Genomic DNA, 19,486 nt, shown 5'->3' with positions numbered 1-19,486 from the left:
CACGGCGTGTGCCTCAGGCGGCGTCCCGCCGTGCCGTCGCCGCGTTCCCGTCGCCTGCCGCCGTCCCGGCCGCACGGGCGGCGCGGCCCCCGTGGATCAGGCGCAGGTGCCGGCGGCGCGAGGACGTACGGGCATGGCGGGGTGACTCGGCGGCGGGACCGCCGAACAGCCGCTCCTCCCACCAGGAGAGCGCGGCCAGCGTGACCGCCGCGACGGGAAGAAGCGACACTGCGACGACGAACACGGAAACCCCCTCGATACGCTGCCCGGAAGCGGGTGCCCCGCACGGGCGAGAAGAAGGGGCGGCCGAGGTGAAGGTCCGGTGACCGAAGGTGTTCGGCCCCGCGCACCTCTGCGCACCGCAGCAGACGCTTTCAGGTGAGGCATTCAGGAGAGGCGTTCAGGAGAACATGACGCGGTAGGTCTGGTAGCCGTGCCCGACCTGCCGCTTCGCCGCGAACGGGGCGGCCGCGTCACCTGTGCCCCGGTAGAAGTACAGGTCACCGCTCGGCTGGCGGGCGATGAGGTCGGCCTTGCCGTCGAGGTCCATGTCGCCGGTGGCGACGAGGGCGTCGAACTGGTTCCATCCGGAACCGACCTTCGTGCGTGCCTCGAAGGGGGCGTTGCCGTCTCCGGTGCCCTTGTAGAGCCACAGGACGCCGGAGGAGTCGCGCGCGACAAGGTCGGGCCGCTGATCGCCCGTGAGGTCGCCCTTGCCAGTGAGCTGGGTGTACTGGTCCCATGAGGAGCCGACCTTGTGGCGCGCGGTGAGAGTGCCGTCGCCGTACCCGTAGTAGAACCACAGCACGCCGTCGGCGTCGCGGCCGAGTACGTCGTATCCCTGGGCGCCGCCGAGATCGCCGGGCGTGAAGACGCTGTCGTAGATGTTCCAGCCGCCTCCCACATAGCCGTAACTGCTGGACAGTCCGCCGTTGGTGGTCCAGACCCAGGTGTCGTCCGCGACGCCGTCGCCGTCGTCGTCGGCGCTGCCGGCCGTGCGGACGTCCGCGAAGTCGGTGGCGAGCTGTTCGCGCGGGGCGAGGACGTCGGCGCTGTCGGGGGCGTAGGAATACAGGTTGCCCCTGGTATCGATGGCGAACATGCCGAAGACGGCGGCCGTCCCCGAGGCGGCCGTAGCCGGCGATGCGGCGGCGGTCGGAGTGCGGGAGGGCCCGGACACGGCCTCCTGCGGGATATGAGCGGCCCGTGTGATCCGGGCGGCGTCCGCGGAGGTGGGCGAAGCGCTGGTGTCAGCGGAAGCGGTGCCGGCCGCGGCCGTGGACAGAGTTCCCATGGCGAGGACGAGAGCGAGCCGCGAAAGCGATGTGAGCGAACGGCCATTGCTGGTGCCTTGCATCGGGTCTCCCCTGCAGAGGTTCGGGTGCGGCGGCGAAGGGTGCCGCACGCATGCGTCGGCCACCGCGCCACGCGGAGCCGTAGGGTCTTGCTCGGTAGCCGGGCAACAAGCCTCTGTCACAACGGTAGTGACGAACAGTCAGCGAGTGGAGGGCTGTCGATCACTGTCCGAAGTGATCGACTCGGAGAGCTTGTCATATGCGTCAGCTGTGTGACTACTGTGACTTCGCTATGGCGTATCAGTGAAGATCACGCCTCTCGATACGGTCGGGCGATCACCTCGCGCCAGGTCGCCATGCCCGCCGACTCGCGTGTGATGCCACCGGCCCGGAGGAGGTGATGTCAGGCCCATGCCATCAACACACCGTCGATGACGGTGTGCGAAGGGACGCGGGTTGAGATTCGGAAGAACACCGGACAGGCGCGGGAGAAGCGGGAAACGCGGCAGAGGGGGACTCGCCCGGCGCGCGCCGGGGCTGACCTCCGTCACCGCGCTGGCCCTCCTCACAGGACTGGCTGTGAATCCAGGTGCCCTGACTCCCGGGCAGGACGACCGCACGGAGAACGTCAGCCAGGACTGGTACGAGACCACGGCCGCCGAGCAACTGCGGGAGGACCAGTGCCTGATGAACGGGGTGCTGCAACTGGGCGGCCCGTCCATGGCGGCCGTCGCGCAGGACGCGTTGAACCAGCCGGCGGACCGGTTACACGAGCTGGCCGACCGCGACTACTGGGACGGGACACCGCTCAGTCAGGCGCTCGCCGAGGACAAGGCGGACGCCGACAGGGCGAGTGAAGCCATCGGGCCCATGGAGGACCGATGGGAGGCGCAGCTGGCAGGCCTGCAGCACCCGGCGGTCATGCCCGACGCCGACTTCTACTGGGCGCCCGGACATCCCGGCGACGACAAGCAGGGCCTGTTCCAGCAGACCGGCCTCTCCCAGTGGTACTTCGACCAGTACTGGAAGCAGGAGAGCGACTTCTACGAGGACCCCACCGGCAGGGCCGACGAGGCGACGAAGAACGTGGTGACCGCGGTGGGCGGTCCGCTTTACGGCGAGGATGCCCCGAGTGGTTCCGACTCGACATATGACGAGAAGCAGGCCTTCGAGTATCTGACGGACTGGAATCTCGAACCGACGGGTGCGGACAACGCCCGCATCTTCCTGCAGTCGGGCGGTTTCCCCAGGTCGGCGCCGCAGCCGGACAGTGCCGAATTCCGGATCGCGGTGGAGGACCTCAAGACCCGCTTCGGCGCCTGTGCGTGGCGCGATCCGATCGACCCCAACACGGTGCTGGGACAGGAGGAGACGTCCGCCGCCGCCGAGTGGCAGCAGGAGATCGCCTCGCAGGCCACCCAGCGCAACCAGATCCTGACCGCCAACACGACAGCGGCCAAGTCCCTGGTCTCCGGTTCGAAGATCCTCGGCAACATGCTCGGCTACTCCTGGGCGGCCGACCACATCGCGCAGTGGCAGGGGTACTGGTCCCCCGGAGGCGCAGGCAAGGACGACGCGTTCCCGCCGGACGCGGCGCAGTTCACGCTGGCCAAGAACAACTTGGCGCACGCGCAGTCGGTCAGCAAGGCGCAGCTGATCCTCCTCAAGCAGCAGGCGGCCGCCGCGAAACGAGCGGTGACCACCAGCGACACCGCGGTGCAGGACGCGTACGCCACGGCCGACGCGGAGGGCGCCCCACGCGGGCGCGGTCTCCTCGTCGCACAGCAGAAGGCACAGGTCACGCACGGCATCACGGCCGCGCTGGACGCCATGGTGATCGCCGGGCAGACGGCGGAGGCGGCCACGCACGCCTCCGCCGCCGACAGTGCGACGATCGCCCAGCGCGCGATCACCCAGGCGGCGCAGTCCAAGGCGGAGTTCCGCAAGGAGTCCGCGCAGTACGCCGAGTTGCAGGCTAAGTGGGCATCGGAGGCGGCGAAGGACCACCGTGACAACGCCAAGGCGGACAAGGAGACCGCCGAGGCCAAGCTGGAAGTGGCGCTGACGGCCGAGGGCGACGCCAAGGACGCCGCGGAGGACGCGCACAAGAAACGCCTCGCGGCGGAGGCCGAGGAGCAGACGGCCAAGGAGGAGAAGGAGACCGCCGCCGCCAAGCAGGCGGAAGCCGCCCGGCATCGCGAGGATGCCGAGGCCTACGACTCCACGGCGCAGGACGCCAAGACGAAGGCCCAGACCGCGGCGGGCACCGCGTCCGCGCGGCGCGCGGACGCGGAAGCGGCACGCGACGACGCCAAGGCGAAGCGGGACGACGCGTGGGACGCCGAGCAGAAGGCCGACGCGGCCCGCGCCAAGGCCGACGCGAAGGATGCCTACGCCGACTCACTGGACGCGGGCGACGCGGCAACCGCCGCGCGTGCGGCGGCCGACGAGGCGGACCGCCAGGCCACGACGGCGGAGACCGCGGCGAAGAACGCCCGGACCGCCGCCGACGCCGCCACCCAGGCGGCAGCAGACGCGGACGCGGCGGCCACCCGCGCGGAGGCGGCCGCCGACCGGGCCCGCGCGAACTCCGACGCGGCCCAGGCGGACAAACTGACGGCGGACGCGGCGGTGCGTACGGCTACAAGCGCGGCGGCGGACGCCATCGCCGCGTCCCAGCATGCCGCTGCCGAGGCGGACTTGGCGGTCGAAGCCGCCGACGCGGCCGAGAAGCACGCCAAGGAGGCCAAGGACGACGCGGACGCGGCACTGAAGGAATCGGTGACGGCGCGGGTGGCGGCGGCCAAGGCGGCAGGTTTCGCCTACAGCACCGCACAGGCGGCGGTCGACGCCCACCAAGCGGCGTCCCGCGTCGCCGACCCCGCCAACGACGCCATCCAGCTCGGCTCCCCGTACCTCACCAAGGACTCGGCGGCCGGCCTGGTCGTCCTGGTCGGCCAGAACGCGAAGACCATCGCCGAACAGCAGGCGGCGGTCGCCGACGCGCATGCCAAGAACGCCGTGAAGGAAGCGGCCCTCGCCAAAAGCCTGGCGGACAAGGCGACGGCGGACGCGAAGGCCGCCCTGCAGTCGGCGGCGGACGCGGCGGCATACGCCTCCGAGGCCCGCGGCTACGCCAAGGAAGCCCTCGGCTACTCGGCGGCGGCCGCCACAGCGGCGGCCAAGGCGACCCAGTCCCTGGCGCGCACCATAGAGTACGACCGCCGGGCCACGGAGGACGCGGCCGCCGCGGACACGGCGGCGGACCGGGCCGAGAGCTATGCCACGGACGCCCGCACCTCGGCGGACCAGGCGGCCCTGGACGCCCAGGCGGCCCGCGAGGCGGCGACCCGGGCGGAGACGGCGGCGAAGGACGCACGGACGGCCGCGAACCAGGCGGACGCGGACGCGGACGCGGCCGAGGAGGCTGCCAAGGACGCGGACAAGTACGCCAAGGAGGCACAGGAGGCCTCCGACCGCGCGGAGCGGGAGAAGGCCAACCAGGCGAGTGCCGAAGGAACCGGTACGGGCATTCCCGGTGTGTTCGCCGTTCCCGACGAGTCAACGGTCGAGATCGTCGGTTCCCGTCAGATCGGCACGTGTCCGGGCATGCCGGAAGCGGCCTTCTCGGGCTGCGACGCCATGTACAACCTGGTCGTCACCTACGAGGCCGACTACTACCTGTGCGCCGACGCCGAGGCCCAGGCCACGGCCGAGGGGTGCCCGAAGGCGGCATGGCAGTTCCTGAAGCGGGCGTCACTGAAGGACGTCCACATCGACGGCTGGACGCACCACTTCTCCGGCAAGGACATCGTCCGCGCCGGTTGGCAGAGCCTCTTCGGCGACGTACCGGGGGGAATCCTGTTCTCCTTCTTCGCCGAGGACCTGATGGACTGCTGGCACGGCGACAAGTCCGCCTGCGCGTGGAGTCTCGCCACCTATTTCCCGCTCGACGTGCCCCTGGCCGCGATCGCCGACGCGGTCAAGGCCGTGAACATCTCGCTGCGCACCGGCACCGGAGTCACCGAGGCCCTGGCGGCGCTGCGCACGCTGGACATCGACGCGGCGGCGCTGGCAGGTATCGAGCGGTCGGCGCGGCTGACCGAGGCGATGCGCATGGGCTGCCGGATCAACAGTTTCCCCGGCACCACCGAGGTGCTCATGGCGGACGGTTCGCGCCGGCCCATCAGCCAGGTGGGTGTGGGAGACCGTGTGCGGTCCATGGATCCGGACTCCGGCCGCTTGAGCGACCGGCGGATCACGGACACCTTCCGACACGACACCCGGCGGCTGATGGACATCACCGTCGCCGGTGGGGGCAGGCTGAGCAGCACCGCCGGCCACCGGTTCTACGTGGTGGATCGCGGGTGGACCCTGGTGTCGGAGCTGCACGTCGGTGACCGCCTGCGTACATCGGACGGCACCGTCCGCCCCGTGACCGCCCTCCTCGACCGCCCGGGTCTGTCCCCGCACGAGGTGTACGACCTCACGGTCGGCGAACTGCACACGTTCTTCGTGTTCGCGGGCGCCACTCCGGTACTCGTCCACAACTGCAAGATCGCCCTGGGGTGGCAGAACAAGGGGGCGCTCGACGCGTGGGCCGGTCTTCCCGAGAACAGGTTCTGGACCTTCTCGCAGGTGGCTCCGCAGGACTTCGCCCGGCAGGCGGAGATGGCGATCGCCGATCCGGGTGTCGTGCTGCACGTCAACCTGACGGGGCTGAACGATCTCGGCGGATTCATGGCAGCCGCCAAGCGCGGCCTGCTGGCCGGTGAGGCCGGACCAGCCACGGACTACGAGATGTCCATGATTGCCAGAGCGGTCGCCAACGGTCAGCGCCCCTGGAGTTCGGTGAAGTTCTATTCGCCGTCCGGAACCGGGGGCGCCATGAAGCTGGACCCGCCGACGAGCGTGCCCAACTTCTCGGAGTTGGGTGAACTGAAGCCCGTGAAGGGTTCTGTCATCGGGTACTGCCACTGCTGAGGGGGCCGAAGGCATATGGACGCGCACGGAGAAGATCTGTACCCGGACGTGACCGCTTCCGGCGGCCTCGCGTCCGCCATGAGGGAGGTGGCGCGGCTGCGCGGACTGGACATCGGACTCGCCCCCTGGGCCCACGGCGTCATCGGCATCGAGACGCCGAGGGGGTACCTGGCCGTCGGCATGGCCACGGGGGAACGGCTCTTCCGGCTCGGGGTCCACATCCCCGATTTCCGCTGGGAGATCGGGGCCACGGGGGATCTCGGGCTGCTCGTGGAGGCCGTCGCCGCATGGCGGGAAGGCCTTCCGTTCGACGTGCTGGCCGCACGGTTCCCGTTCATGGATCTCAACGAACTCGCCGGGGACCTCGCACGGGGGGAGCCGGCTGCCTCGCAGTGGTCCGCCCTGCTGTCGACCGAGTACTACCGGCGGCAATGGGATCTTCTGCGCCGCCTCCACTCGGACGGGGTACTGCGGCGGATGTTCCCCACGGTCTCGCACGGCGCGGTGCGCCTTCGGGTGGAAGCGCTGGACGCGGCCGGCCGCCAGGTCCTGGTGCACCAGGACGACGGAGGACGTCACGAGGTCAGGCGGGTCGGAGTTCCGGAGGACGTCTGGACCGAGGTGCCGACCGGTGACCTGATCGCGTACCTGCGCGCCGCCTTGACCGAGGAGTGAGGCCGGTGAACCCGTAAGGCCGCGTCAACGGCCGGATCGAACCCCGCCGGGTGGTCCCTGGCGGGGTTCCTTCGTGCCGGGCCGCACGCCGGGCACATCCGCCCGGGGACCCGTCGGCCGGGGTCAGGGGGTCGGGGGCAGGGGATCAGGCGGTCAGGGGCCGTACTGGCGGGCCGTGGAGCGGCGTTGGGGGGCGTCAAGGAGGCGGAGTCTTCGTTCCACCTCCGGTGGGACCACCTTCCGCTCGCGTGCCACCCAGCCCGCGCCGGCCGCGGCCAGCGCGAAGCCGCGCAGGGACGTCGTGTCCCGCGGCACCGTCCGCGCCATGTGCGCCGTCTTGCGCAGCGCCACCCCGGCCGGCCTGCGCAGCCAGGAGAACCACAGCGTGTTCCGGATGCCGTGCGCGCGGCGCAGCGACGCGTCGCGGGCCGCCGAGGGCGCGTGGTGGATCGTCAGCTCCTCCGCGTAGGCGAGCCACCATCCGGCCGCCGCCAGGTCCGCCGCCAGCAGTTCCTCCTCGCCGCCCAGCCACAGCCGCGGCGAGAAGCCGCCGGCCGCGCGGAACGCGTCCGTGCGCAGGACGGTCGCCGCCGCGAGGAAGGAGCCGAGTGCGGGTCCGGGCAGCCAGTCGGGGCCGGGGATCGGCGAGTCGCGCAGTTCGGCGACGATCGGGTCCTCCGTCCCCGCCGGTTCGACGAGGATGCGCGCGGTGACGGCGGCGAGCCGCGGGTGCCGGTCGAGCAGGTCGGCCGCCGCGGGCAGGGAGCCCGGTTCCCACCAGGAGTCGTCGTCGCAGAACGCCACGTAGGGCGTGCGCACGCGCTCGACGGCGAGGTTGCGGCCGACCGCGCCGAGGTTGCGGCCGGGCCGCAGCAGGGTGACCCAGGGGTGCCGTGCGGCGACCGCGTCGGCGCTGCCGTCGGTGGAGCCGTTGTCGGTGACGATCACCGGCGGCGCCTCCGGGAGCGCGGCCAACTCGTCAATCGTGCGCAGGAGTTCGGGGCGCCGGTTGTGGGTGATGACGACGACGGTCGTACGGGGGTCCGGGTGCGCCGCCGCCTCCGGGCGCGCTGTCTCGTCCGGGTGCGCCGCCTCGTCCCGCCGTGCCGCCTCCGGGTGCGCTGTCCCGTTCCGGCGTGCCGCCTCGTCCGGGTGTGTCATGCCGGCGCTTCCTGGCGTGCGCGGTCGTGGTCGAGGAGGCGGGCGGCGCGTTCGACCTCCGGCGGCAGCGGGCGGCGCTGTCGCAGCGCGGCCGGCAGGCGCAGCAGCGTCTCGCGCAGTGCGCGACGGGCGGCGGGGTCGTGGCGGGCGTCGGCGGCCAGCCGCCGGGTGCGGCCGGCGGCGTACGGCAGGGGGCGGCGCAGCCAGGCGGTGAGCAGTTCGTTGCGGCGTACGACGGCGGAGCGGTGCGGGCGGGCCGAGGGCGCCGGGTGGTGGTGGGCGACCACCTCGGGGCAGTGGGTGACGCCCCAGCCGAGGGCGGCGAGGTCGTAGGCGAGCAGGGTCTCCTCGCCGCCGAAGAACAGCAGCGGGTGGTAGCCGCCCGCGTCGAGGTAGGCGGTGCGGCGGGCGACGACCGCGCAGGCGAGGAAGCCGAGGACGCGGGTGCCGGGCAGGTCGGGGTCGGTGCCGAGGGGGGAGCGGGCGAGGACGGTGTTGAGCGGGTCGGGCTCCTCGGCGGGGCCCACGAGGGTGCGCGCGGAGAGCAGTCCGAGCCGGGGGTGGGTGTCGAGCAGCCGGGCGGCGGTGGCGAGCGCGCCGGGTTCCCACCAGGAGTCGTCGTCGCTGAACGCCACGTAGGGGGTGTCGAGGGCGCGTACGGCGTCGGTGCGGGCGAGGGCGCCCCGGTTGGCCGGGAGGGGGAGCACACGCACCTGGGGGAAACGGCGGGCGAGCAGGGCGCGGGTGCCGTCGGTGGAGCCGTTGTCGGCGACCACGACGGGGGGCCGTTCCGGGAGGGCGAGCAGGTGGTCGAGGGCGGTCGCGAGGGAGCCGGCCCGGTTGCGGGTGGCGAGGGCGATGCCGACGGAGGGTGCGCGGGTCATGGGGAGGGTCACCGGGAGGGGGCGGGGAGCGGAGCGTGGGGGGCGGGTGGGGTGTCCCGGGCCGGTGGGGTCGGTGGTGTGGGCCCGTCGCTGTCGGTGCGCGCGGGCAGGCGGCCGAGGGCGTCGAGGACCTCGTCGGGGCCGATGCGGAGCAGTGCCGGGTCGGGGGTGCGGGCGTGCGGATCGCCGGGCGGGCCGGGGTGCCACAGGGCGCGGTGGCGGGGGTGCGCGGGCGGGCCCCACCGGCTGGGCGGGACGGGCCCGAAGAGGGTGACCGACGGGGTGCCGTACGCGACCGCGAGGTGGGCGATGCCGGTGTCGCCGCTGACGACCGCGCGGGCGCCCGCGACGAGCGCGGCGAGGGTGCCGAAGGGCAGGCCGCCGGCGAGGACGTCCTCGGCGGGCACGTCCGCGTGCTCGGCGAGCGCGGTCACCAGCGCCTCTTCCCCCGGCCCGCCGGTGACGACGACCCGTCGGCCCCGGGCGCGGAGGGCGGTGGCGACGGCGGCGTACCGGTCGACCGGCCAGCAGCGGGAGGGCGCCCCGGCGCCGGGGTGCAGGACGACCGCGCCGGGTGCCGGGGAGGGCGCGTCCGGCGGGGGGAGGCGCAGGTCGGTGGGGTCGGCGGGGATGCCGTAGGAGGTGAGCAGCCGGCACCAGCGGTCGCGCTCGTGCTCCTCGGCGTACCAGGGCGGGCCGTCCGGGGCCGCGAAGGCGAGGACGCGGCGGGGGCGCAGCGCCCGGAGCGGGCGGAGGCTCTCGGGGCCCTTGCCGTGCAGGTCGACGGCGAGGTCGGGGGGCGGTCCGGTCCAGTCGAGGGCGGTGGGTACGGCCCGGCCGGGGGCGGCGGCGGGCAGCAGCCGGTCGACGGCGCCGCTCGCCCCGGCGAGGGGGGCCAGCCCGGCGGGCGCGGCCAGCACGACCTCGTGCCCGGGGAGGGCCCGGCGCAGCGCGCGCAGCGCGGGCACCCCGGCGAGCAGGTCCCCGAGCCCCAGCGCCCGCAGGACGAGGAGGCGGGGGCGGGAGGCGGTGGGGGGCGGCGGCGGGGCGGGGCGCTGGGTCATGAGGAGGGGCTCCGGGGTGTAGAGCGGGGACGGTCGGGGTGGGGAGGACGGGTCAGCCGCTGCGCCCTCCGCCCCCGCCCCCGGCGGCCGCCGCGGCGGCTGCCGCGCGTGCGGCGAGGCGGGTGCTGGAGCGGCCGTCGAGGTAGGGCAGCAGGACGGTCTGGCCGCCCCAGCCGTCGAGCAGGACGGCCTCGGGCAGATCGGCGTGGGTGTAGTCGCCGCCCTTGACCCACACGTCGGGCTTGAGCCGGGTGAGCAGGGCCTCGGGGGTGTCCTCGTCGAAGACGGCGACGGCGTCCACGCACTCCAGGGCGCGCAGCACGCGGACCCGGTCCGCGAGGGGGTTGACGGGGCGGCCGTCGCCCTTGCGGCGGCGTACGGAGGCGTCGGAGTTGACGCAGACGACGAGGCAGTCGCCGATGCGCCGGGCCGCCTGGAGCAGTCCGACGTGGCCGGCGTGCAGGAGGTCGAAGCAGCCGCCGGCGGCGACGACCGTGCCGCCGGTGGCGCGGACATGGGCGATGAGCCGCTCGGCGTCGCCGGTCGCCGAGCCCGGGTGGGTCCGGTCGGGGTCGGCCGGGCCGCCGGTGCGGACCTGTGCCCCGGGCGTACGACGGGCTGCCGGGTCGGCCGTACGGGCCTTCGAACCGGCCGTCTCCCACCGCAGCCCGCCCGCCCCGCCGGCGCCCACGAAGGCGCTGGCGGTGGTGACCGCGCCCTGCACCGCCTCGTCGGTGGCGGCGCCGTCGGCGAGCAGCCCGGCGGCGGTGGCGGCGAACCGGTCGCCCGCGCCGCAACTGTCACCGCCGTGTGTCTCGGGCGCCGGGACGAGCAGCGGGAAGTCGCCGTAGGAGAGCAACGCGCCACGGGCGCCGAGGGTGACGGCGACCGAGCCGACCCTCCAGTCCCGTACGAGGGCGGCGGCGCCGTGCGCGGTGGCGCGCAGGTCGTTGTCGTGGACGGTGGCGCCGCCCGCCGCGGCGAACGCCTTGGCCTCGGCCGCGGCCGGGGTGACCAGGCGGGTGCCGGGCACCGGCGGGCCGCCGCGGGGGTGCGGGTCCCAGACGGCCGGGGGCCGTTCGGTGAGGGCGTCGCGCAGGACGTCGGCGGCGCCGCGGCCGTAGTCGGAGACGAGCACCGCGCGCGCCGAGCGGATCGCGGCGCGGGCCTCGTCGGTGGCGGCGGCGGCGCGGCCGGTGCCCCGGTCGACGCGGACCAGCGGGCGGTCCTGGGCCAGCACCCGGGTCTTCTCGGGCAGCGGGCCGGTGGCGGGCAGGGCGATCAGGGTGAGCCAGGGTTCGAGGAGCCGGCGCAGCTCGCGGGCGGCCGGGTCGTCACCGAGGGCGGTGACGAGGGTGACCTCGCGGCCGTCGCGGGCGGCGAGGTAGGCGGCGAGGGCGGCGCCGCCGGGCCGCAGCCGTTCCTCCCCGTCGGCGACGACGGGGACGGGGGCGTCGGGGGCGAGCCGCTCGGCGCGGCCGGAGACGTCCCGGTCGAGCAGCGCGTCCCCGACGACGAGCAGCGGCGCGCGTCCCGCGGAGTCAGCCCTCACGGAGCCCGCCGTCAAGGAGTCAGCCGGCATCACGCCGTTCCTTCCGCCCGGTGCCGTCCTCGGGCACGGCACGGTGCCGGCCGGTCCCGCCGCGGGGGGCCGGGGCCGCGCGCCCCTCGCCGGACCGGCCGGGCCGGGGGGTGCCGTCGGCCGGCCCGCCACCCGGTCGGGGGTTCCCGTCGGCCGGCACACCGTCGGGCCGACGCACACCGTCGGGCCGACGCGCACCGTCGAGCCGACGCGCACCGTCACGCGGAAGCGCACCGTCACGCGGGAGAGCGGCGCCGCCCCGCGCGGTCCCGTCGGCGGCCGTGCCCCGCGTGCTCAGGGAGCGGGCGATGCCCGTGCCGTGTGTCGTGGTGGGCCCGGCGTGGAGGAGACCGCCCGCCTCCAGCGCGTCGTCGAAGGCCGCGCACACCATGTGCACGGCGACCAGGTGGAGTTCCTGCACCGTCGCCGTCGACGGGGCGTCCACGCAGAACGCCTCGTCGGCCGCGGCGGCCAGCGGGTTGGGGGCGGGGCCGGTCAACGCCCACACGTGCAGGCCGGCGGCCCGGCCGGCGTCCGCCGCGGAGAGCAGGTTGGCGCTGGCGCCGCTGGTCGACAGCAGGATCAGGAGGTCGCCGGGGCGGCCGTGGGCGCGCACCTGGCGGGCGAACAGCTCGTCGACGCCGTAGTCGTTGGCGATCGCCGTCGTGCTGGAGGTGTCCGCGTGGAGGGCGATCGCGGAGAACGGCGGGCGGTCGGTGCGGTAGCGGCCGACGAGTTCGGCCGTGAGGTGCTGGGCCTGTGCCGCGCTGCCCCCGTTGCCCGCGGCCAGCAGCCGGCCGCCGCCGCACAGCACGGCGGCGAGCCGCTCCCCCCAGTGGCCGGCCAGCGCGGCCGAGCGGCGGAACGGCCCCAGGGCGTCGAGGAGTTCGTCGCAATGGCTCACGACGGGTGTGCATGTCATCGGTCCTTCTCCTCCGCGAGAGGGCTCTCCGGTCGGCTCACGCGGCGGTGGCGCTCCGGGGAGCGCGCCGCGTGCCGTACGCGGGCGTGCCGTACGCGGGCCGCGCGTCACGCGACCTCCGTGCGCGGTTCCCGGTCCGCCGCGACCTGGCGGTACACCTGTTCCGCGCCGAGGGCGACCCGCTGCCAGGTGAACCGGGCGAGGACGCGGTCACGGCCGGCGGCGCCGTAGCGCCGGCGCAGCACGGTGTCGTCCAGGAGTTCCCGGACCGCCGCGGCGATCGCGCCGGTATCGCCGGGCGGGACGAGCCGGCCGGTGACCCGGTCGGCCACGCTGTCGCGGTGGCCGCCGACGTCGGTGGCGACGACCGGTACGCCGCACGCCATCGCCTCCAGGGGCACGATCCCGAAGGGTTCGTAGGCGGGGGTGCACAGCACCAGGTCGCCGGAGCGCATGAGCTCCGGCATCCGCGCCGGGTCGACCGCGCCGAGCAGTCGTACGCGGTCGCCGACGCCGAGGTCCTCGGCGAGCCGGAGCAGCCGCCGGGCCTCCGGGCCGTCGGCCGGCAGGTGCTCCGGGGGGCCGCCGGCGACGAGCAGTTCGGTGTCGGGGACGCGGGGCAGGGCGCGGACGGCCTGGTCGTAGCCCTTGCGCGGGACCAGCCGGCCGACGGCGAGCAGCCGGTGCGCCGCCCGCCGCTCGGGCGGCCGCCACGCGTCGCCGGGTGCGACGCCGTTCGACGGACCCCGTCCGCCTTCGGAGCCGAACCGCCTGCCGTGCGCCCGCGGCGCCCCACCACCGGAACCGAACCGCCCCCCGTCGGACCGCACCGCCCCGCCGTCCGGCCGGAAGTGTTCCGCGTCGACCCCGCACGGCACCACCGACACCCGGCGCCGCGGGACGCCCATCGCGGCGAGTTCACGGACCTCGTCGCTGCACGTGGCCAGCACCCGGTCGCATGTACGGCCGAGCCCCCGCTCCACGCCGATCCGCTCGGGCGGGCTGGTGTCGGCCGCCCCCTGGTGGCGTCGCTTGACCGTGCCGAGGGCGTGGAACGTCTGCACGACCGGGATGCCGTGCGGGTGCGCGCCGAGCTGCGCGGCGATGCCGGACATCCAGAAGTGCGCGTGCACCACCTCCGGCCGGTCCCGTTCGCGCGCCCAGACCCGGGCCAGGTGCGCCCCGAACGCGGGCATGTGGGCGAGGAGTTCGTCCTTCGGGATCGGCTCCGCCGGTCCGGCCGGTACGTGCTCGACGACGGCGCCGCACGCCAGCGGCACCCGGTCCGGGAGCGCGTCCGTGTCACGCCGGGTGTAGACGGTGACCTGGTGGCCGCGCCTGGTCATTTCCTGCGCCAGGCGCGCCACGTACACGTTCTGGCCGCCGGCGTCGGGGCCGCCGAGCGGGGCGAGCGGGCTCGCGTGCTCGGACACCATGGCGATCCTCATCGGGTCACCTCCTTGAACAGCCGCTCCCAGTCGTCGAGGAAGCGGGGAAGCCCGTAGCGGGCGAGTGCCGCCGACCGGGCCCGCGCGCCGGTGCGGCGCGCCAGCTCGGGGTCGGCGACGAACTCCCGCACGGCGTCGGTGAGTACGTCGATCCGGTTGGACACCACCCCGGCGTCCTCGGGCACGGCCTCGACGACCTCGGTGGTGGCGAGGGCGACCACGGGCATGCCCAGGTGCATCGCCTCCAGCAGGGACAGACCGAGGGAGGTCCAGCGCACGGGGTGGACGTAGAGGCGGCGCCGGGCGAGCGCCGTGTGCAGTTCGCTCTGCACGAGTTCGTGGTCCCGGCAGCGCGCGGGGTCCAGGCCCAGGTGGCCGGCGAGGCCCGCGGTGCCCATGCCGAACACGTCGAGCGGCACGGCGGCGGCGAAGGCGGGCAGCAGGTCGGTGCCGGTGGTACGGCCGCGCCGCATCGGCTCGTTGACGACGACGGCCGCGTGCGGCAGCTCGCCGGTGCAGAGCGGACCGGGGTCGACGATGCCGTGCTCGACGACGGTGGACGGGGCCGGACCGGTGTCCCACATCAGTCGGTTGAAGTGGGTGACGTGCACGACGGGGATGCCGGGCAGATCGGCGGCCGGGTGCCGGGTGTCGGGGACGTTCCCGTGCGGGGCGTTGTGCTCGAGGTAGACGGCGGGCACGTCCCGGCCGGGGGTGCGGCCGAGCCACTTCCGGGCGAGCGCGAACTCGTGCGGGCGCTGCAGCACCACGAGGTCGAGGTCGGTGTCCCGGAGCTCCTCGGGCGGGAGCTCGACGACAGAGGCGGGCCAGTCCCAGGTGCGGGCCCGGCCGAGGCCGTCGGGGCCGCGGCCGGGGGTGACGGGGACGACGTAGGTGTGCGGGCCCTGGACGAACGCGGTGGTCCAGGAGCCGTGCACATGCCAGATCAGGATCCTCATACGGCCCTCACCTTCTCGACGGCCTCTTTCTCCCCGGCCTCCCCCTTCACGCCCTCCCCTTTCACGGCCGTCTCCTTCACGGCCGTCTCCCTCACGGCCACCTTCTCGACGGCGGCCAGCACGTCGTGCGCGGTGACCGAGTCCAGGCAGGGGTGGCCGGGCACCGGGCAGGTCCGCGCCCTGCTGTCGGCGCACGGCGCGTCCTGGTCGCCGAGCAGCACGCACGGCACGCCGTACGGCCGCCAGCGTTCGGCGGGTACGACGGGCGCGAACAGGGAGACGACGGGGGTGCCGACGGCGGCGGCGAGGTGCGCGGGCCCGGTGTTGCCGGTGACGACGGCCGAGGCGCCGGCGAGGACGCCCGCGAGCCGTGCGGCGTCGGTCCGGCCGCCGAGGTCGAGCCCACGTTCCCCGGCCACGTGCGCGGTGAGCTCCCGCTCCCCCGCGCCGCCCGTGACGACCACGCGGTGCCCGGCGGCGGCGAGTTCGCGCACGGCCTGGGCGCAGCGGTCGGGGCTCCAGGCGCGGGCGGGGACACTGGCGCCGGGGTGCACCACGACGTACGGCGAACTCCCGGTCGTCGCGGCCGTGTCGGGGGTGGGACGGATACGGAGGCGCCCGTCGTCCACGGCCGGGAACCCGGCGGCGGCGGCCAGGTCGAGCGCGGCCTCCACCTCGTGCGCGTGCGGCGCCCGGTGGTGCCGTACGTCGAGGAGGGATCCCGGGTGGTCCTCGCTGTCGGCGGCGATCCGGGCGACCCCGGCCAGCCGCAGCACGAGCGCGGTGGGCAGCGGGGACTGGTGGAAGGAGGTGAGGACGAGCGCGGTGTCGGCGTCGACGCGGCGGGTGAGCCGGTCGATGTCCGCCCGGTCCACGTCCGGTGCCTCGAACCCGGCCCAGGGGGCGTCCCACACGAGGACGTCGTCCACCCCGGGCAGCAGCCGGGCGGCGGGCTCGCCCTTGGACCCGCACAGGAACGTGACGTGCTCGGCGCGGGCGGCGACGGCGCGGACGGCGGGCCCCGCGAGCAGCACGTCGCCGAAGCTGTCGAGCCGCGCGACGAGCGCCCGGCCGGCGGTGCGCCGGGCGGTCATGCGGGCCCCCCGGGTACGGCGGTGGCGTCACCGGGGACCGGCTCACCGGCCGCATCGCCGGTCTCGACGGCGCGGTCATCACCAGGTGCGAGGCCACCCAGCAGCATGCGCACGGCCGCCCCCAGGTCGGGCGCCGTGTACGCCGCGCCGGCGATCTCCTCCGCCCGGGTCACCGGCGTCGGCACGAGCACGCCGTACGTCCCGGCCCGGCGGGCGGCCTCGATGTCGGCGCCGATGTCGCCGACGACGGCGCAGTTCCGGACGGGGACGCCGAGCCGTTCCGCGGCGGCGCGCACGAGTCCGGGCGCGGGCTTGCGGCAGGCGCATCCGTCGCCCGGCCCGTGCGGGCACACTGCCCAGGTGTCGAACGGTCCGAGCAGCGCGTCGATCCGCGCGTTGACCCGTACGACGTCGGCGGCGCCGAGCAGCCCGCGCGCCACCCCGGACTGGTTGCTGACGACGGCGGTCCGGATGCCGCGCCCGCGCAGCAGCGCCAGCGCCTCGCGCGCCCCGGCGACGGGCCGGACCCGCTCGGGGTCGCCGTTGTAGGGCACGTCCTCGACGAGGGTCCCGTCCCGGTCGAACAGCACGGCGCGCAGGGCGGGCGCCGCACCACCGCGAGTGCTGTGGGCGGCTCGCGTGCCGGTCATGACGTCACCTCCCGCCAGGCGGGGGCCCGTCGGTGGTGCCATGCGCCGGCGAGCCGGTGCCAGGTGGCGGCGGGCGGGATCAGGACGCTGGTCGCGAGCATCGTGCCGACCTCGTGCCGGGTGCGCGGTCCCGGCGCGATGCGGGCCCAGGCGAACTCGGCGGTGCCCAGTGCCCAGCCGAGGCCGAGGGCGGCGGCGGCGCGGGGCCGGCCGAGGGCGGCGAGGGCGCAGGCGCCCGCACCGGTGGCCGTGACGGCGACGTGGGTGCGGATGCGGCCGCGCGGCGCCGCGGCCTCGGTCCACCAGCCGGGGCCGTGCAGCCGACTCATGAGCGCGTCGTCGGCGTTGCCGCGCTGGGCGCGCAGCGAGACCCAGCGGTCGGCGGGCCGCACCGGATGGCGGGTGGTGCGCCGCCCGCGCCGGATGCCCCACCCGGCGTCCAGGACGCGCAGCGCGAGGTCGGCGTCCTCGCGGAAGGCGCGGCGGAAGCGTTCGTCGAAGCCGCCGACCTCCTTGAGGACGGCGGTGCGGTAGGCCATGTCGGCGGTGATCCAACGTGCCTCGGCGAGCCCGGCGGTGCCGCGTTCCCAGTCGGTGGGGCGGCGTTCGCCGGGCAGCGGCACGGCGATGACGCCCTGGATGCCGGCGGTGTCGTCGGGTGCTTCCCCGATGTCCTCGGCGAGTTGGGCGCACCAGTGCGGTCCGACCTGGACGTCGTCGTCGAGGAAGACCGTCCAGGGCGCGCCCACGGCCCGTGCCCCGGTGTTGCGGGCGGCGGCGGGTCCGCGTCCGCCGCTCGTCAACACCCGTGTGCGGTCGCGCAGTTCGCCCAGTATCCGCAGCGGGTGCGCGAGCGCGGCGGGGTCGGCGTCCGCCTCCGGACGGTCGTCGACGAGGACGATCTCGGCCGGCCGCGGCCCGGTCGCGGCGGCGAGCGCGGCGAGGCAGTCGGCGAGCGTGGCGCGGACGAGGGTCGGTATCACCACCGCGTACAGCGGCCCGTCCGTCGGCTCATGGGGACCTGTCATGCGAACGCCCTCCCGCGGCGGACGGCGAACGGCCCGATCGCGAGCAGGTCCACGGGCGCGGAGCCGAAGCACTCCAGCGCGTCGCGCGGGTCGTCGACCATCGGCCGGCCTGCCGTGTTGAGGCTGGTGTTGACGACGACCGGGATGCCGGTGCGCCGTTCGAACGCGGCCAGCATCCGGGCGACGAGCGGCTCCTGGCCCTCGTCGACGGTCTGGACGCGGGCGGTGCCGTCGACGTGGACGACGGCGGGGATGCGCGCGCGCCAGTCGCGGCGCACGTCGTGCACGAAGAGCATGTACGGGCTGGGCAGCGGCCCGTCGAACAGGTCGGCGGCGCGGTCGGCGAGCACCATGGGGGCGACCGGGCGGAACTCCTCGCGCCCCTTGACCCGGTTGAGGCGTTCGAGGTTCTCGGCGCGGCCTGGGTGGGCCATCAGGGAGCGGTGGCCGAGCGCGCGCGGCCCGAACTCGCTGCGGCCCTGGAACCAGGCGACGACGCCGTCGCGGGCGAGTTCCCCGGCGACCGTCTCGGCGATGTCGTCGGGCCGCTCGTACGGTACGGCGGCCTCGTCGAGCCAGTGCCGGATCTCGTCGTCGCTCCAGCCGCGGCCGAGGTCGGCGCCGCGCATCGGTACCGGGTCGCGGGCGAGGTGGAGGGCGGCGCCGAGCGCGGTGCCGGCGTCGCCGGCGGCGGGCTGGACCCACACGTTCCGGTACGGGCCGAGGCGGGCGAGCCTGGAGTTGGCGACGCAGTTGAGTGCCACGCCGCCGGCCATGGCGAGCGAGTCGCCGCCGGCCGCGGCGTGCAGCCACTGCGCGAGTTCCAGCAGGGTCTCCTCAAGGACGGCCTGGGTGCTGGCGGCGAGGTCGGCGTGGTCCTGGTTCCACTCCTCGTCCCCGGCGCGGGCGGGCGCGAGGGCGGCCCAGTCGACGCCGTGGGCGGTGAAGCCGCCGTCGCCGGTGGCGTGCACGAGCTGGCGCATCTGGGGCAGGAAGCGGGGCTTGCCGTAGGAGGCGAGCGCCATCACCTTGTACTCGTCGCTGGAGCGCAGGAAGCCGAGGTGCTCGGTGAGTTCCTCGTAGACCAGGCCGAGGGAGTGCGGCAGCGTCTGCTGGGCGAGGGTGTGCAGTTCTCCGCCCTCGTAGCGGCCTGCGAGGTGGGAGGCTGCCTCGCCGCGGCCGTCCAGGACGAGGACGGCGCTGTCCGGGTGCGGGGAGGCGGGCCCGGCGGAGGCGGCGTGCGCGACGTGGTGCGGCACGAACACGACCTTGCCGGGGTCCAGTCCGGGCAGCGTCTCGGCAAGGAACTCGGGGGCGCGGCGGGCGTACTCCAGGCGCAGCGGGTCCCAGGGGTCGAACAGGCCCATGTCGGCGGCCGGGCGGGCGAGGCCGGGGTCGAAGGAGTACGCGACCGCGTCGAGTTCGGCGGCGCGTACGCCGGCCCGCGCGAGACACCAGCGGGCCGCCTGCTCCGGCAGCTCCCACGCGGAGAACGGCACCGGGCGCTTGCCGTGCTTGCGCCGGCTGAAGCGCTCCTCCTCCGCGGCCGCGACCGTGACGCCGTCGACGACGAGGGCGGCGGCGGGGTCGTGGAAGAGGGCGTTGACGCCAAGGATGCGCATGGTGGGAACTCCGTCGCGTGTCGGCGGGTGGGTCTCCGTGTGCGGGTGGGGTCCGTGTTCCTACGGGTACGGCGAGTGGCCTTCCGCGGCAGACTTAAACTCTTTGAGACGACTTGCCA

At 75.1% G+C, this 19,486-nt stretch carries 14 protein-coding genes and 1 pseudogene; 2 read left to right on the top strand and 13 right to left on the bottom strand.

Annotated elements, in window-relative coordinates:
* Positions 1-13 precede the first annotated feature (13 nt).
* Positions 14-244 (bottom strand): hypothetical protein, encoded by a 231-nt coding sequence (locus QFZ64_RS27455; protein WP_307070211.1) that lies wholly within the window; start codon positions 242-244, stop codon positions 14-16.
* A gap of 156 nt (positions 245-400) precedes the next feature.
* Positions 401-1,294 (bottom strand): VCBS repeat-containing protein, encoded by an 894-nt coding sequence (locus QFZ64_RS27450; RefSeq protein WP_307070209.1) that lies wholly within the window; start codon positions 1,292-1,294, stop codon positions 401-403.
* 580 nt (positions 1,295-1,874) lie between these two features.
* Here QFZ64_RS27450 and QFZ64_RS27445 point away from each other — a divergent pair.
* Both QFZ64_RS27445 and QFZ64_RS27440 read left to right on the top strand, forming a co-directional pair.
* The gene (locus QFZ64_RS27445) at positions 1,875-6,278 is read left to right on the top strand and encodes a polymorphic toxin-type HINT domain-containing protein (RefSeq protein ID WP_307070207.1); all 4,404 of its coding nucleotides are present in this window, start codon (positions 1,875-1,877) and stop codon (positions 6,276-6,278) included.
* Between the two features lie 15 nt (positions 6,279-6,293).
* On the top strand, positions 6,294-6,953 hold the full coding sequence (locus QFZ64_RS27440; protein WP_307070205.1) for a hypothetical protein: 660 nt from the start codon (positions 6,294-6,296) through the stop codon (positions 6,951-6,953).
* Between the two features lie 153 nt (positions 6,954-7,106).
* Here QFZ64_RS27440 and QFZ64_RS27435 read toward each other — a convergent pair whose 3' ends face one another.
* The 11 genes and pseudogenes from QFZ64_RS27435 to QFZ64_RS27385 all read right to left on the bottom strand — a co-directional run bounded on the left by QFZ64_RS27435 (position 7,107) and on the right by QFZ64_RS27385 (position 19,367).
* On the bottom strand, positions 7,107-8,114 hold the full coding sequence (locus tag QFZ64_RS27435; protein WP_307070203.1) for a glycosyltransferase family 2 protein: 1,008 nt from the start codon (positions 8,112-8,114) through the stop codon (positions 7,107-7,109).
* Positions 8,111-8,998, bottom strand: coding sequence for a glycosyltransferase family 2 protein (locus QFZ64_RS27430; protein ID WP_307070201.1), 888 nt, complete (start codon positions 8,996-8,998; stop codon positions 8,111-8,113). The genes QFZ64_RS27435 and QFZ64_RS27430 overlap by 4 nt, the downstream gene beginning before the upstream one ends.
* An 8-nt stretch (positions 8,999-9,006) precedes the next feature.
* Positions 9,007-10,062: a glycosyltransferase family 9 protein gene (locus QFZ64_RS27425; RefSeq protein ID WP_307070198.1), complete on the bottom strand. Its 1,056-nt coding sequence runs from the start codon at positions 10,060-10,062 to the stop codon at positions 9,007-9,009.
* Between the two features lie 52 nt (positions 10,063-10,114).
* Positions 10,115-11,644 carry a D-glycero-beta-D-manno-heptose 1-phosphate adenylyltransferase gene (gene rfaE2 / locus QFZ64_RS27420; RefSeq protein ID WP_307070196.1) on the bottom strand — a complete coding sequence of 510 codons (1,530 nt, stop codon included), beginning with the start codon at positions 11,642-11,644 and terminating at the stop codon, positions 10,115-10,117.
* A 352-nt stretch (positions 11,645-11,996) separates the two neighbouring features.
* Positions 11,997-12,566, bottom strand: a pseudogene (locus tag QFZ64_RS27415) (SIS domain-containing protein); the annotation flags it as partial.
* 107 nt (positions 12,567-12,673) lie between these two features.
* Entirely contained in the window at positions 12,674-14,014 is a 1,341-nt protein-coding gene (locus tag QFZ64_RS27410) for a glycosyltransferase (RefSeq protein ID WP_307070193.1), read from the bottom strand.
* Positions 14,011-14,973, bottom strand: a complete 963-nt coding sequence (locus tag QFZ64_RS27405) for a glycosyltransferase (RefSeq protein ID WP_307070191.1) — start codon at positions 14,971-14,973, stop codon at positions 14,011-14,013. The genes QFZ64_RS27410 and QFZ64_RS27405 overlap by 4 nt, the downstream gene beginning before the upstream one ends.
* A complete protein-coding gene (locus QFZ64_RS27400; protein ID WP_307070189.1) occupies positions 14,970-16,067 on the bottom strand; it encodes a glycosyltransferase family 9 protein in 1,098 nt (365 codons plus the stop codon). The genes QFZ64_RS27405 and QFZ64_RS27400 overlap by 4 nt, the downstream gene beginning before the upstream one ends.
* Complete coding sequence (locus QFZ64_RS27395) at positions 16,064-16,717, bottom strand: HAD family hydrolase (protein ID WP_307070186.1); 654 nt, start codon at positions 16,715-16,717, stop codon at positions 16,064-16,066. Before QFZ64_RS27395 ends, QFZ64_RS27400 begins: the two co-directional genes overlap by 4 nt.
* A complete protein-coding gene (locus tag QFZ64_RS27390; RefSeq protein WP_307070184.1) occupies positions 16,714-17,745 on the bottom strand; it encodes a glycosyltransferase in 1,032 nt (343 codons plus the stop codon). Before QFZ64_RS27390 ends, QFZ64_RS27395 begins: the two co-directional genes overlap by 4 nt.
* Entirely contained in the window at positions 17,742-19,367 is a 1,626-nt protein-coding gene (locus QFZ64_RS27385; protein WP_307070182.1) for a carbamoyltransferase C-terminal domain-containing protein, read from the bottom strand. Before QFZ64_RS27385 ends, QFZ64_RS27390 begins: the two co-directional genes overlap by 4 nt.
* Positions 19,368-19,486 lie beyond the last annotated feature (119 nt).

It is taken from the genome of Streptomyces sp. B3I8, assembly GCF_030816915.1.
Lineage (GTDB): Bacteria > Actinomycetota > Actinomycetes > Streptomycetales > Streptomycetaceae > Streptomyces.
Note: the sequence above shows the minus strand (reverse complement) of the source record. Positions and strands in the feature narration are given on the sequence as shown.

What these genes read in the sequence shown, in the direction of transcription:
- QFZ64_RS27440 (WP_307070205.1), top strand. Translation starts at nt 6,294, where the DNA reads ATGGACGCGCACGGAGAAGATCTGTACCCGGACGTGACCGCTTCCGGC.
- QFZ64_RS27435 (WP_307070203.1), bottom strand. Translation starts at nt 8,114, where the DNA reads ATGACACACCCGGACGAGGCGGCACGCCGGAACGGGACAGCGCACCCG.
- QFZ64_RS27430 (WP_307070201.1), bottom strand. Translation starts at nt 8,998, where the DNA reads ATGACCCGCGCACCCTCCGTCGGCATCGCCCTCGCCACCCGCAACCGG.
- QFZ64_RS27395 (WP_307070186.1), bottom strand. Translation starts at nt 16,717, where the DNA reads ATGACCGGCACGCGAGCCGCCCACAGCACTCGCGGTGGTGCGGCGCCC.
- QFZ64_RS27410 (WP_307070193.1), bottom strand. Translation starts at nt 14,014, where the DNA reads ATGAGGATCGCCATGGTGTCCGAGCACGCGAGCCCGCTCGCCCCGCTC.
- rfaE2 (WP_307070196.1), bottom strand. Translation starts at nt 11,644, where the DNA reads ATGCCGGCTGACTCCTTGACGGCGGGCTCCGTGAGGGCTGACTCCGCG.
- QFZ64_RS27450 (WP_307070209.1), bottom strand. Translation starts at nt 1,294, where the DNA reads ATGGGAACTCTGTCCACGGCCGCGGCCGGCACCGCTTCCGCTGACACC.
- QFZ64_RS27400 (WP_307070189.1), bottom strand. Translation starts at nt 16,067, where the DNA reads ATGACCGCCCGGCGCACCGCCGGCCGGGCGCTCGTCGCGCGGCTCGAC.
- QFZ64_RS27425 (WP_307070198.1), bottom strand. Translation starts at nt 10,062, where the DNA reads ATGACCCAGCGCCCCGCCCCGCCGCCGCCCCCCACCGCCTCCCGCCCC.
- QFZ64_RS27390 (WP_307070184.1), bottom strand. Translation starts at nt 17,745, where the DNA reads ATGACAGGTCCCCATGAGCCGACGGACGGGCCGCTGTACGCGGTGGTG.
- QFZ64_RS27405 (WP_307070191.1), bottom strand. Translation starts at nt 14,973, where the DNA reads ATGAGGATCCTGATCTGGCATGTGCACGGCTCCTGGACCACCGCGTTC.
- QFZ64_RS27385 (WP_307070182.1), bottom strand. Translation starts at nt 19,367, where the DNA reads ATGCGCATCCTTGGCGTCAACGCCCTCTTCCACGACCCCGCCGCCGCC.